The sequence below is a fragment of the Sphingomonas sp. HMP6 genome (assembly GCF_013374095.1).
In the GTDB taxonomy this organism is placed as follows: Bacteria; Pseudomonadota; Alphaproteobacteria; order Sphingomonadales; family Sphingomonadaceae; genus Sphingomonas.
The window spans coordinates 2408728-2422267 of sequence record NZ_AP022672.1 but is presented as its reverse complement, the minus strand read 5'-3'; the positions used below and the strand labels follow the sequence as shown (position 1 = coordinate 2422267).

Here is a 13540-nt window from a genome sequence, read left to right as displayed (position 1 = left end):
GGGATCAGTCCGTGCCGGATCCCGGTTCGGCCATTTTTCGATGCTGGTCGGCCAGGATCGCGGGCGGAACAATGCCGGCGGCTGCGACTTGCAATTTGTTATGCCAGCCTGAGACGATATGGCCCTTGCCTGCCATCAGCGCATCCCACCCGTCGCGCGCGACCTTAGCCGGATCGTCCTTCTTGGCTTGGCCGACGCTGGTGTCCTCCATGTCGGCGCGCGCGAAGAATTCTGTTTCGGTGGCGCCGGGCATCAGCGTAGTCAGCGTAATGCCCTTGTCGTCCTTCAACTCGTTGCGCAGCGCTTCGGTGAAATTGTCGATGAACGCCTTGGTGCCGTTGTACACCGCGTTGAACGCGCCCGGGATGTAGCCTGCGATCGAGCCCGTCACGAGCACCTTGCCTTCGCCGCGCGCCCGCATCACGGTGAGCGACTTCTGAAGCAGGTAAAGCGTGCCGGTGATATTGGTGTCGATCGTGCGCCGCCATTTGTCGACCGGCTGATCGAGAAACGCCTTGCCAAGACCAGTGCCGGCATTGGCGCACAGCACATCGACCTTGCGGTCGCCGATTGCCTGCAACAGCGTATCGACGCCGTCGATCGACGACAGGTCGGTCTCGACCGATTGTACGTCGGTGCCGAATTGCCGGAAGTCGGCGGCGGCGGCATCGATCAGCGCCTCATCGGCGACGACGAGAATGTCATAGCCTTCCTGCGCCGCGATCGAGGCGAGTTCGAACCCGATGCCGGTCGAGGCACCCGTAATGACGGCGAATTTGTCAGCCATGATGATTCCTTTCTGCGGTTTAAGCGCCGCGGCAAAGCCGCGTCGTCGGTCCTCGGCGCGGCGATGCCGTCCGGCATTCGCTGCCTCGGTAACAGCTATGCTGTGACCGCGCCGCTCATGCCGGGCTTGAGCACGATCTTCGTCACCTCATCCTGATCGTCGTGGAACATCTTGTAGCCCTTGGGGGCATCCTCGAGCGCCATGCGGTGCGAGATCAGGAAGGTCGTATCGATCTTCTCTTCCAGGATCGCGGCAAGCAGGCCGGGCATATAATGCTGGACGTGCGTCTGGCCGGTCTTGAGCGTCAGGCCCTTTTCCATGAATGCGCCCAGCGGGAATTTGTCGACGAAGCCGCCATACACCGCCGGCATCGACACACGCCCGCCCTTGCGGCAGGCGATGATCGCCTGGCGGATCGCGTGGGTGCGATCGGTGCCGAGGAAAGTCGATGCCTTGATCTGGTCGATCACATTGTCGACGAACAGCCCGTGCGCCTCGAGCCCGACCGCGTCGATCACCGCATCAGGACCGATCCCGCCGGTCATCTCCATCAACGCGTCATAAACGGCGCTTTGCTCGAAATTGATCGTCTCCGCGCCGAAATTCTTGGCGAGCGCGAGCCGATTGTCGAAATGGTCGATCGCGATGACGCGCTCGGCCCCCATCAGGAAGGCCGACTGCACCGCGAACAACCCGACCGGGCCGCAACCCCACACCGCGACCGTGTCGCCGGGCTCGATCTCGGCATATTCCGCCGCCTGCCAGCCGGTCGGCAAGATGTCCGACAGGAACAGCACCTTGTCGTCCTCGATCCCGTCGGGGATGACGATCGGGCCGACATCGCTGAACGGCACGCGGACATATTCGGCTTGTCCCCCGGCATAGCCGCCGGTCATGTGGCTATAGCCGAACAGCCCGCTCATCGGCTGGCCATAGACGGTCTGCGCAATATCCTGATTGTCGGCGGGCAAGCCGTTATCGCACGCCGAATATTGGTGCTTGCCGCAATGGTAGCAGGAACCGCACGCGATCGTGAACGGCACGACGACGCGCTGGCCCTTCTTGAGCGTCGATTTCGCGCCGACCTCGACAACCTCGCCCATGAATTCGTGGCCGAGAATGTCGCCCGCCTGCATCGTCGGGATGTAATTGTCGTAGAGGTGCAAGTCGGATCCGCAAATCGCGGTCGACGTCACCTTGATGATGCAATCGCGTGGGTTGACGATCTCGGGATCGTCAACCGTGTCCATCCGGACGTCGTGCTTGCCGTGCCATGCCAGTGCGCGCATCAGCGTCGCTCCTCTAAACAGTTCGCGCGCATTATTTCTGCTCCTCTGCAAGCTGCTTTGGGTTCATCGCCGCAGTCGCGATCTCGCCGGTTTCCATGAGTTGCTTGAAGCGCCGCAGGTCGCGCCGCGCCTGAATCGTCGGTTCGCGCTGGAACATCCGCGCGATCAGCTTGCCGATCGTCCCGCCCGGCGGATCGTACAGAATCGTTGCGGTCACCACCGTGCCGCGCGCACCCGCTGCGCGGAAATCGACGCGGCCGCTATTGGGGACATCGGCCCCTTCGGCAGACGCCCACGCGATGAAGCTGTCGGGCGCTTCTTCGGTGACGACGGCGTCCCATTCGACCGTCTTGCCCGCCGGTGCCCGAACCACCCAATGCGAACGGCGTTCGTCGATCACATCGACGCGCTCGACATTTTCCATGAACGTCGCAAGGTTTGAGAAGTCTCGCCAATACGCGAACAGTTCGGGCAGCGGACGGTTGATCGTCACCGACTTGGCGAACAGTGTATCGCCGCGATCCTCGATCAGCGAGGCGGTCGCCTCAGCGACAGCGTCGGAACGTTTTGAGGTGGTCAGCGGTGCATCGTCGCGCGGACGTTCGGAAGTCTTGTCGGTCACGCTTATCCTCCGGGCTAGGAGGCCAATAATCGAACGATCGATCGCGAAGTTCCCGAGCAGATCCCCGAACGCACCCGCACATTAACTCAGGTTAACGTGTTTTTTTGTTCGGAACCTGCGGCGCTTCCACCGGTGCTGGCGGCGCAATTCTAAGGAAGCTGGAAATGTCTGACGCCTCGAACCGCCGCGATGGTTTTCCGCATGCTGCGAAACACGCATCCTGTCACAAATCGCATGACGCTCTACGTCAGCAACGGCATGGGTCTATGACCGGGCTCCGCGCTGCGGACGGGCGTGCCATCCGAGATCACGCGGATCCCGCTGCGACGGACGGCGTAGGGCAGCAGCTCAACGCCCCGGGCTTGGTCGTTCGTCTCAGGCGACGGCGGCGAGCGCGGTGGACAGACCCGCGCCGCCTTCATCGGCCAGCGCGAGATCGCGTAACTGTCGGACCGGCACCGTCAACTTGCTGCGGTCGGGCGCGAGGAAAGACGCGATGCCGGAATTGGGCGCAATCATGCGGCCATTGCGACGCCGGTCACCTCAGCCCAGTGCGTGAACGCCTGGGTGCGGGCAGAACGGACGGTGGCGGCGCTGGCAAGAGGCGGGCGGGAAAAGACGTGGGCAATTTGATCGTGGGTGGACAGGAAGCGCTGGACGTGGCGCGGCGACTTGAAGCCCTTCATGATGCGCTCTCGTCGCCTTGTTGGCTGGTGGGAATTCTCGGCCCGGTTGTTGAGGCCCTTGTGCTGGCGGTGCTCGACGCCGGGCATGATGGTTCGTTTGGCGGCGCCGTAGCTTCTGAGCTTGTCGGTGATCATCACCCGGGGAGCCCGACCCTGTTTCTTCAGCAGTTTGCGTAGCAGACGGCGGGCAGCCTTGGTGTTGCGCCGGCTCTGGACAAGGACGTCCAGAACAAAGCCCTGCTGGTCAACCGCGCGCCACAGCCAGTGTTTGTGCCCGGCGATGGTGATCACGACTTCGTCGAGATGCCATTTGTCGCCGCGTTGCGGCGCTCGCTGCCGGATGCGGCGGGCAAAGACCTCACCGAACTTCAGCCCCCATTGCCGAACCGTCTCATAGCTGACCTCGATACCGCGCGCAGCCAACAGTTCCTCGACCATCCGCAGGCTCAGCGGGTACCGGAAATACAGCCAGACCGCGTAGCAGATGATCTCGGGAGGATAGCGGTAACCCGCGTAAATCGGGTCTCGTGATGTGGTCATACATCCGCAATAGCCCTCCGATCCGGCACCGCAAAGCCACAGGGCTTAACTTGACGGTGCCTCGTGCGGGGATCCACGGCCGTCCCAAGGCCGCCAAACAATGCGGCGATCTCCGGGCGCACGACGTCGGATTTGAAGTTCGCGAGCGGCAGCAAGAGGGGCGAGAAGTTGCGCCCGCTGAGTGTGTCCCGGACGGCGTGCATCTTTGTCATAAGTGCAGCGATCGCAACTTCGATGCTGTCGACATAAGCCAAGAGCGTCGCGCGGCGCTCGGCCTTAGGGCCGGCCTCGGGGTCGAACGGATCAAGCGGCGCGTGAATTCCGAAAGGGAAGAAGGTATCGACGAAGCGCTGCGTCTCAGCACCTTGATAGGCGACATAGGCCAGGATCACGGCGACCTCGTCGCGGGGGTTAAGCGCGGCGATCCTCGCTTCGAGGTCCCGATGATATCCCTCGGCCATTCCAGGGCGATAGCCGTAAGGCGACTTGACCGGTCGCACGATCGGTCGGTTAGCGGCGTCCCCGGTGAACGGATTGGCGGATCTCGATCGGATTTCGTCTGCCACGGCGGTTGGTAGCCCCGCAACGCAGGTCAGGACCTGCATGTCAGAGGCGCCGCGTTTCCAACGTTTTAATCACGTCGAGCGGTAGGCTCACGCGCTTCAGCTGATCCTTGTCAAGCGCGTTGATCAATGCGGTCAAAAGGCTTTCTTGCTTCAAATGCTGCTTGTTGCGCTGAACCAGGAAGGGGCCCTGCTCGAGGTGCTGTGCGTCTAGCCATTCCGCAATGTGGCTCAGGATCACGTCGGGCGTTGCAACGTCTGATCCTTCGGGCAGAAACTTGGCATCGATCTCTCTGATCGTGTCGCCGTGCGAGCTGAGCTGACCAGCCTCGGCAGCGAATTCCAATGTCTTGATGTCAATGAAGCGGCGTTCGCCTTCCGCCAACGGCACCTTGAATGCAGCCCAGAACCGGCTGTTGTAGCGTGGAGCGGCTACTGGTGGCACAGCTGTGCCCTCGGGAGCGATGAGATAGAGGATGTTTTCGTGCTGCCCAGAACGACCGATTTTATAGTCGAAAGCATCGGCGACGAACTGAGAGATTTTCGTGTGGGTCAGCACCTCGAGCAGCTTACGATCCTCGTCGCCAAGCTGGTTACCAAGCTGCGAGAGATAATATGCCGATTTACCTGTGGCGAAATGGCCCTCAATCAGAGTTTCAATCCGTGCGCGAATCCTCGCCACTTCCGCTTTCTGGCCTTCGTCCAACTCGGTCGCCATTGTGATGCCCGTCTTTCCTGATCCTTCGGCATTCGGCCGATCACATTTGCCCTTTGGTAGGCGATCTTCCGCCACGAAAGCTAGTCGGGCTTCGGCGCATCACCTTGCGCGTAGACCCGCGCTTTCACGTCGTCGAAATTGACGAAGAATGGCGTCACGATGTCGTCGGCCTTGGGAGCGTCGTCGAGTGGTATCATCTGGCCATTCTCGAGGCCAAAGACAGGTATCACGTGGAGCGCCATGAACCAGTCATGATAGCCTTGGCAAACGCGATAAAACTCACCAAGCATCCGCTGAACGTGATCAGCGAGGAGATTAAGAGCATCTCGGCTAGACTCCATATCGAACAGGATCGCGAGCGCACGTAAGTGAAGCGTCTCCGCGCTCATGAACAAAGTAGTAGCAAAATACCGACCGCGATAGTCGACCATCTCGGTATCGGCGATGCCATTTAGCGACTGCTTCGCGAGAGCCGCGTCCTGATGGAAGCCAAGCTTATTTCGCAGAAGGCGAAGAGGAGCGTGGATGCGGCGGTGACAAAGCAGGCCATCGGAACGCCGGCGGTGTGCTGAGCGTGGCGGAGTAAAATCCGGCCGTTGGTAAGGTTGCTTCTTTTGGGAGCGGCCGGGGATGTTTGCCGTGGAGAGCTATGCCGCCGTTCGGCGCTTCGTGTTCGTTGAGGGTCACAGCCGTCGGGAGGCAGCGCGGGTGTTCGGGCTGAACCGGGAGACGGTGGCCAAGATGTGCCGGTTCTCACTGCCGCCGGGATATACGCGCAAGGAGCCTGCAGCGAAGCCGAAGCTGGGGCCGCTGCTGCCGGTGATCGATGCGATCCTGGAAGCGGACCAGACAGCGCCGGTGAAGCAGCGGCATACGGCCAAGCGGATCTTCGAACGACTGCGCGACGAGCATGGCTTTGCCGGCGGATATACCGTGGTGAAGGACCATGTTCGGCTCTGCCGGGCACGAGGGCGCGAGACGTTCGTGCCGCTGTCACACCCGCCGGGGGCACCGTCAAGTTAAGCCCTGTGGCTTTGCGGTGCCGGATCGGAGGGCTATTGCGGATGTATGACCACATCACGAGACCCGATTTACGCGGGTTACCGCTATCCTCCCGAGATCATCTGCTACGCGGTCTGGCTGTATTTCCGGTACCCGCTGAGCCTGCGGATGGTCGAGGAACTGTTGGCTGCGCGCGGTATCGAGGTCAGCTATGAGACGGTTCGGCAATGGGGGCTGAAGTTCGGTGAGGTCTTTGCCCGCCGCATCCGGCAGCGAGCGCCGCAACGCGGCGACAAATGGCATCTCGACGAAGTCGTGATCACCATCGCCGGGCACAAACACTGGCTGTGGCGCGCGGTTGACCAGCAGGGCTTTGTTCTGGACGTCCTTGTCCAGAGCCGGCGCAACACCAAGGCTGCCCGCCGTCTGCTACGCAAACTGCTGAAGAAACAGGGTCGGGCTCCCCGGGTGATGATCACCGACAAGCTCAGAAGCTACGGCGCCGCCAAACGAACCATCATGCCCGGCGTCGAGCACCGCCAGCACAAGGGCCTCAACAACCGGGCCGAGAATTCCCACCAGCCAACAAGGCGACGAGAGCGCATCATGAAGGGCTTCAAGTCGCCGCGCCACGTCCAGCGCTTCCTGTCCACCCACGATCAAATTGCCCACGTCTTTTCCCGCCCGCCTCTTGCCAGCGCCGCCACCGTCCGTTCTGCCCGCACCCAGGCGTTCACGCACTGGGCTGAGGTGACCGGCGTCGCAATGGCCGCATGATTGCGCCCAATTCCGGCATCGCGTCTTTCCTCGCGCCCGACCGCAGCAAGTTGACGGTGCCCAATCTCGCACTCGACTGGCTTTGCGAACTGCCAACAGTCGAAACTGCCCGCAGCCGGTCCGCTCGTGCGTTGCCGTAGTGGCAATATAAGCGAGCTCACGGGAATCTTCAAACTCCTTCTTCTATGGAGATTAAGAGTCTTCACCCGGCGCGTTCGCGGCCGCAATGACCCACAACCCGACATTCCTGGACGCTTTCCGGCTGCCCGACTTCCGACGTCCATTCATCTTAAACTGCGGCCGAAATTTGCGTCTGGCATCGGCGCTATGTGCCGCACCAACATGTCGGACACATGGCCGCACCAACCGGCTACGCGCCGCTCAATATGCCCCTCGCCAACGGAGAGCCGTCCACACACGGGGTGTTAGCGATCGTTGCCGTTTATAACCGCCCGGCCCAGCCTTCCCCTTCCACGCGGTAACGCAATTACCGTTCCGCGCGCTCGGCCGCGATTTGCAGGACCAGCGGCTGCAGCGCCGGATCGAATTTCGCATAGGTGGCGCGCGGACGGACGACGTCGAAATACGTGACCAGTGCGCCAGCCTGCCAGCGGTGCAACGCATAGCCCGGTGGATCGTCCGTCACCATTGCCCGACCGTCCGGCTGCTCGGGGTCGATCGGACGCAGATCGAGCGCGAGTTGCGCCGCGGTCGCCGGGCAGACGATCACCTGTACCTCGTGCCAGCGCGATACGAGCGGGCGGTGGAGGTGTCCGCACCAGATCGCCGCGATCTGCGTATGCCCCGCAATCGTACTCGCGAAGCGCCGCACCCACGGTTCCCCCTCACGCGTACTGATCCAGTCGATCCCGGCATCGAAGGGCGGGTGATGCATCACGATGATCGTCGGCGTGCTGCGCTGCTCGCTCAGCCGCGCCGCGAGCCACGCTGCGCGCGCCGCGCAAAATCCACCGCCCTGCCGCCCGGGCTCGAGCGTATCGAGCACGACGATCCGCAACCCCTCCAGCGCGATGCAATAATGCGCAAAGCCATCGTCCATCGCCACGTGCGGAAACACCTCGGCAAAGGTATCGCGCTGGTCGTGATTGCCGAGACAAGGATAGACCGGAAACGGGCAAGCGCGGATCGCCCCGGCAAAGCGGCGATAGCTGTCCCCATCGCCGCGATCGATCAGATCGCCCGACGCAATCAGCAAGTCGGGTCGGTTCACGCCCTCGGCGAGCACTGCTAGCACCGCGTCGAGCCGCTGGCGATTTTCCTCATCGGGCGTGTCGGGCGCGAAGCCCAGATGGATATCGGTGATCTGCGCGATCAGCAAACTTTGCTCTCCCCTTCAGCGCTCAGCCGGTCGTACCCATTGGCTCATCTGCCGCTGACGCGCTGCGTTCACCCTGCCACGCGGCACCCACGGTGCGCCATCGTCGATATGGTAGCTGTGGCACATTGCACAGTTTGACGAAACTTTAGCTGCCGATCCTTCGCCGCCATGGCAAGTTCGACACGACTTGATGCCCGGCAGCAGCAGATCTTCCGACCGGGTAGAGGTGGCGGCGGTGTTATGGCAGCTCGCGCAGGTCTCGGTGCGATGCGCCTTATGATCGAACCAGCCATGCTGCAGAAAGCGCATCGGTTGGCGCACCGGCGTCACGGCCCAGTCGAGTGCCCCGTTTATGCCGGACGGTGTGACGGTATGGCAATCGAAGCACGCGCCGCCCTTGGAAAAGACCGCGCGCACCGCCGCCTCGCCGCCTCCCGGTCGCGCCGCAACCGCACCGAAATAGGCGTGGTAGAGCTGGCCCTGTGCGTAAAGCCCCGGCTGCCGCCGTGCCATGCCGCCAAGTTCGGGCGGTTTTGCCGGTGCAGTCGAGCGATACATCGCACGCAAATCGGCGATCATCTGCGCGGTATCGCCATGCCGCAGCGTCCGGACGGTCCCGCCGACCCGGTCATAGGCAAGGCTGTGGCAGCCCTGACAATTGCGCTCCATCTCCACCGGCACGAAGCGCGTGCCGTCGGCGCTCGGCGTATGGCAATCGGCGCAGACGAGCGCCTGCCCCGAGCCATTGGTCTGCGCCATCCGCGCAACGCCGCCGCGCCGATCTAGGTGGAGCTTGTGCGGGAATTTCAGCCCGCTGATATCGATCGGTTTTGCGTCGAGCGATACGCGCGTCAAGACCGGCTTCGCGCCCGCACTCGTCGCTACGGTGGGGCGGAATTGCGGGTGCGCTGTGCCGAAATCGGCAGCATTGCCGATCTTGGTGTCAGCCAGCCGCGTGTTCAGGCTCGCATGGCAATCCGCGCAAAAGGCTTGGGCGGTGGCGGGCATCGGCCCCGCGCCTTCATGCTCGGTGTGGCAATCGACACAGGCACCGGGGCCAGGCTTGTTGAACCCTTTCGCGACCGCCGCCAGCACGCGACCACCCCACCCCGGCTGAGCGCGCGCCTTGGCAATCCGTGCCGCTGATGCGTGATCGTGCGTGTCGTTGTGGCACGCGACACACGAGTCATCGCGTACGGACACGAACGCCTCGCGGTGGCACGCCTCGCACTTGCCCTCGAGCGCATGATGCGCCTTGCTGAGCGGTCCGCTCGACCAGCTCTGGTCAGCTTGCAGCGCGTAGATGCTGCGTCGATCCTCCGGATGTAAGAACCCCCAGATCGGCACCGCGAGGAAGCCGACCAGCACCGCAACCGCCAGCACCCACGCCGTCGCGCGCTTGCCCGGCAGCAGACCGCGCAGGGAAAACCCCGTCGCCGCATCGCGCTCGACTGCGTCAGCCGTCCGTGCGACGGTCAGCGAGATTTGCCCGTCGGCCTCCAGCGCAACGGTGATGCGATACGCGCCGATCGCGATCTCGCCACCCTTGGCGCTATCGATCGTCGCGCGCAGCGTCGTGCGGCCATCGACCGTAAAGCCGAGCGTCCCGGTCGCGCTGATCGTCAGTCGCCGCGCATCGCTCCGCTCGATCCGCGCATGGTCGGGCGAGACGGCCAGATCGGCCAGCACGATGTCGCGATCAGGACTCCGCCCGATCGTCACCGCATCGCGCTTGACGACGTGAGCGCGCACGATCTCGCGCCCGCCGCTCGTCTGGCTGATCTGACGCAGCAGGAAGCTCATCGCCCGCTCACCAGTAGAAAAACACGCTGACGATATGCGCGATCAGCGCGGCGATCAGCGCGAAGGTCAGCGGCACATGGAGGTACAACCAGATCTCCAGCAGCGCCTTCAGCCGCAAATGCCGCCGTAACCTAGCGAGTGCTGCCAGCTTGCGCTCGAGCAAAGCATCGACCCGGTCGAGCGGATCGCCCGCGACATCGGGCCGGCCGGCAGTGACCTTGCGCACCTCAGCGAAGCTGCGCGCGGTGGCGCAGCGGCGGTCCTGCCCCGACAGCCGCACCCACATCCCCCCGCCGAACGGATCCTGATCGAGCGACGCCTGCACTACCCCCGCCATATCCGCATCGAGCGGTTGCGCCGCCTCGTGCAATTGCCGGTCGATCGCCTCCACTGCGCCGAGCATTTGCGGCTCGGTCATTTCCTCGCGATTGTCGCTCAGCGCGCGCGGCACGGTGGCATAGGCCACCACACCCCACAGGCCCGATGCAATGACGACCATCATCAGCCCGTACGCCAAAGTGTGGACATTCCACCCCAACTGAAACCCGGTGTGCAGCGTCGCGATCACCACCAGCGAAAGCCCAAGATAGACATGCGCGCTGGTCCACGCCTTGAGCGACCAGCGCCCCCGCGTCATCGTGCGCTTGCGCACCCCCAGCAGCGTCAGCCACAGGATCAGCAGGACCGCAATCGTCCCCAGCGTATAGCCATACCAGGTCCCGCCGCCGCTGCGCGGCCCGACATCGGCCAAGCCATAGCCAAGCAGCGTGAGCAGACAAAGCGACAGCGACACTTTGAGCCAGCGGAAGCGCTTGTGGCGCAGGAACCCCTCGTGCAGCGGCACGGCCCCCGCCCGCGGCCCCGCTCTGGCGGCCGCGCCGACTATGACCGCGCCTCCTCTTCCAGCCGCGTGACGCTCAGGAACTGCTCGGGCGCGACGCGGATCGCGGCCCCGGTTGGGCAGGCGCGGACGCACGCCGGGCCGCCGCTTATGCCCGAACACATGTCGCACTTGATCGCCTTTTTGGGCTTTTCGACTCCTAGCTTCGTATGCTTCGCCCGCCACGCCCTGTCCGGCTCGCCCGGGCCGGGGCCAGCGCCGAACAGCAGCCAATCGACCAGACGCGGTTTCTTGGGCGGGACGCTGTCCATCCGGATGACGCCATACGGGCAATTGCGCTGGCAATTGCCGCAGCCGATGCACGTGTCGTCGATCACCACTTCGCCGTCTGGCCCACGGTGAATCGCATTGGGCGGGCAGTCCGCCATGCATTGCGGATGCTCGCAATGGCGACAGCTCGTCGGCACATGGAGATGCGCGTAGGTCCGCCCCGCCTCGCGGTCGAGCCGCGACAGGCCTTCATGGCTATCGGCACACGCCTTTTCGCAATTGTCGCAACCGATGCAGAGATTCTCGTCGATCAGCAGCACATCGGTCGCTTCGCCAATCCCGTTGTCGACCAGGAAGGCGGCGGTCTGCGAATACATGTCGACCACGCCCGAAAACCCGTCCTTGCGGCTTTCGACAAAGGCGTTGAGGTCTTGCCGCGCCGCCATGTCGCTCCGCGCCTTTTCGAGCAGCCGTGGCTTGGCATCGAGCAAGCGCCGGAACGCCTCGCCGCGCAGCCGGATTACTTCGGACCTGATCGCCGCGCGGACCGTCGCGGTGCGCTTGCCACCGGCGATCAGCGCCATCTCGCCGACATAGGAACCGGCCGGAAGATACGACAAAAACACCGGCTTCCCGGCGATCGTCTTCTCGACGATCATGCTGCCGACGCGGATGACGTAGATGTCGTCGCCCGCATCGCCCTCGGTCAGGATCGCCTCGCCCGCGCGCACTTCGACCACGTCGGCGGTGTCGAGCACTTCGGTCAAATCCGCCGAGACCAACCCCGACCCGAACAATTGCAGCACTTGCCGCTCGATCGAGATGCGCGTGACCGCGCGCTTGGCGGCGGGAACCGAGGCCATCAACTTCAGCGCCGCCGTGCGCGATACCTCGACCGCGATCATCTGGTCGCCTGCGCGGATCGTCGCGCCGCGCTTGCGCCCGGAGATCAACCCGACCTCGCCGAAGATCGAGCCTTGCGGAATGCTGACCGTCACCGACGGATCATTCCTGTCGACTTCGACCAATGCGCTCCCTTGCGCGATGCCGAATAAGGACGATCCAGGATCATCGCGCTCGAACACCACCTCGCCCGCCTTGTACGATCGCACCTCCGCCCCGAGCATGAACTCGCGCATTTGCAGCGGCGACAGATCGGCGAGGATCGCGATATTCCGCCTCAGCAAATCGAGCCATTCGTCGACCGGGCGCTGCGCCTTGAAACGCTCGAACTTGGCCGCGAGGATCGGTTCGTCGGCGGGTTTCAGCGCTGAATTGCCATTGATGAACTCGACCACGTCATGGCCCTGGTTCATGCAATGTTTGATCAACGGATAGCCCGCGAGTGCGCCGATCACGAACAGGCCGGACTTGGTCGTCTCGAACGTCGGCGAAAGCTTGGGATAGGCCTCACGGTCGCCACTGGTAAACTCGATGCCGCAGCCTTCGACGAACGCGCGCGGCGCGGCCGATCCCATCCGCGCGATGATCCGGTCGCACCGCACCGTCTGGACTCCGTCGCGCGTATCGACGACGAGTTCGCGACTGCGGACTTCCGAAGGCGTGGTGTTGAGCAGAATCGTAATCCGCCCCTGGTCGGCCGCCTCGGTCAACAGCTTCACATTGGCCGATTTGGCGCGCGCGAAATCGCCCGACCGATTGAGGATCGTCACGACATTGCCCTGCGCCGCGTCCGCCGCCAGCCCGAGCGCGTTCTCAATCCCCGCATCGCCCGATCCGACGACGACGATATGTTCGTCGATATGCGCGGCCGGATCGTCGAGCTGATATTGCACATGCGGTTGATCCGCCCCGGCGCAGCGCATCAAGTTCGGGTTGCCCTGCGTGCCGATCGCCAGCACGACCGTTTCGGCCGCGATGCTGCTGCCATCGGCCAGCGCGATGGTGAACGCGCCACGCTCGCCGGTAATGGCGGTGACATCGCTGTTCAGTCGCACGTTGAGGCCCTGGGCCGACGCCTGACTGTCCCACGCACCTAGGATCGCCTCGCGCTTCCCCGCGTCGAACGGCAAATCGGCGCGCAGCACGAGCAGGCTGGGCGTCGCCATGACGTGCTTGCCCTTTTGATAGCGATAGATCGTGTCGGAGAGGTGGTCGGTCTTTTCCAGCAGGATGTGCGACAGGCCGAGCTGCGCGGCACGCGCGGCGGCGCTGAGCCCGGCCGGCCCTGACCCGATGATCGCGATGCGGACTCGCTCGCTCACCCCGCAATCCCCCTGTTTCGGCCATCGACACGGGCGGTGCCCATCCCGCTCCTGCGCTACCGTCTAGCATATGGCGCT

General features: G+C 63.6%; 13 protein-coding genes and 1 pseudogene. 2 read left to right on the top strand and 12 right to left on the bottom strand.

Annotated features, from left to right (window positions below; genetic code table 11):
• Positions 1-4 precede the first annotated feature (4 nt).
• The 8 genes from HMP06_RS11700 to HMP06_RS11665 all read right to left on the bottom strand — a co-directional run bounded on the left by HMP06_RS11700 (position 5) and on the right by HMP06_RS11665 (position 5636).
• Positions 5-787 carry an SDR family NAD(P)-dependent oxidoreductase gene (locus HMP06_RS11700; RefSeq protein ID WP_176497237.1) on the bottom strand — a complete coding sequence of 261 codons (783 nt, stop codon included), beginning with the start codon at positions 785-787 and terminating at the stop codon, positions 5-7.
• Positions 788-882: 95 nt separating this feature from the next.
• Entirely contained in the window at positions 883-2076 is a 1194-nt protein-coding gene (locus HMP06_RS11695; RefSeq protein WP_176497236.1) for a zinc-dependent alcohol dehydrogenase, read from the bottom strand.
• Between the two features lie 31 nt (positions 2077-2107).
• Positions 2108-2698: an SRPBCC family protein gene (locus HMP06_RS11690; RefSeq protein WP_176497235.1), complete on the bottom strand. Its 591-nt coding sequence runs from the start codon at positions 2696-2698 to the stop codon at positions 2108-2110.
• 375 nt (positions 2699-3073) lie between these two features.
• Entirely contained in the window at positions 3074-3217 is a 144-nt protein-coding gene (locus HMP06_RS11685) for a hypothetical protein (protein WP_176497234.1), read from the bottom strand.
• A complete protein-coding gene (locus HMP06_RS11680) occupies positions 3214-3924 on the bottom strand; it encodes an IS6 family transposase (protein WP_176497170.1) in 711 nt (236 codons plus the stop codon). The genes HMP06_RS11685 and HMP06_RS11680 overlap by 4 nt, the downstream gene beginning before the upstream one ends.
• On the bottom strand, positions 3921-4385 hold the full coding sequence (locus HMP06_RS11675) for a hypothetical protein (RefSeq protein WP_176497233.1): 465 nt from the start codon (positions 4383-4385) through the stop codon (positions 3921-3923). The genes HMP06_RS11680 and HMP06_RS11675 overlap by 4 nt, the downstream gene beginning before the upstream one ends.
• A gap of 145 nt (positions 4386-4530) precedes the next feature.
• A complete protein-coding gene (locus tag HMP06_RS11670) occupies positions 4531-5205 on the bottom strand; it encodes a hypothetical protein (RefSeq protein ID WP_176497232.1) in 675 nt (224 codons plus the stop codon).
• Positions 5206-5285: 80 nt separating this feature from the next.
• Positions 5286-5636: a hypothetical protein gene (locus tag HMP06_RS11665; protein WP_176497231.1), complete on the bottom strand. Its 351-nt coding sequence runs from the start codon at positions 5634-5636 to the stop codon at positions 5286-5288.
• A 199-nt stretch (positions 5637-5835) separates the two neighbouring features.
• Between HMP06_RS11665 and HMP06_RS17920 the strand changes: the two are divergent.
• Positions 5836-6213: pseudogene (locus tag HMP06_RS17920) on the top strand (IS21 family transposase); the annotation flags it as partial.
• 60 nt (positions 6214-6273) lie between these two features.
• Positions 6274-6984, top strand: coding sequence for an IS6 family transposase (locus HMP06_RS11655; RefSeq protein ID WP_176497170.1), 711 nt, complete (start codon positions 6274-6276; stop codon positions 6982-6984).
• 487 nt (positions 6985-7471) lie between these two features.
• On the opposite strand, the gene HMP06_RS11650 is transcribed toward HMP06_RS11655, so the two are convergent.
• The 4 genes from HMP06_RS11650 to HMP06_RS11635 are packed head-to-tail and all read right to left on the bottom strand — an operon-like array spanning position 7472 to position 13462.
• Positions 7472-8323, bottom strand: coding sequence for a metallophosphoesterase (locus HMP06_RS11650; RefSeq protein WP_176497230.1), 852 nt, complete (start codon positions 8321-8323; stop codon positions 7472-7474).
• A gap of 15 nt (positions 8324-8338) precedes the next feature.
• Entirely contained in the window at positions 8339-10126 is a 1788-nt protein-coding gene (locus HMP06_RS11645) for a cytochrome c3 family protein (RefSeq protein ID WP_176497229.1), read from the bottom strand.
• Positions 10127-10133: 7 nt separating this feature from the next.
• A complete protein-coding gene (locus HMP06_RS11640; protein WP_232089619.1) occupies positions 10134-10970 on the bottom strand; it encodes a hypothetical protein in 837 nt (278 codons plus the stop codon).
• 38 nt (positions 10971-11008) lie between these two features.
• The gene (locus HMP06_RS11635) at positions 11009-13462 is read right to left on the bottom strand and encodes a cyclic nucleotide-binding domain-containing protein (RefSeq protein WP_176497228.1); all 2454 of its coding nucleotides are present in this window, start codon (positions 13460-13462) and stop codon (positions 11009-11011) included.
• Positions 13463-13540: the final 78 nt, after the last annotated feature.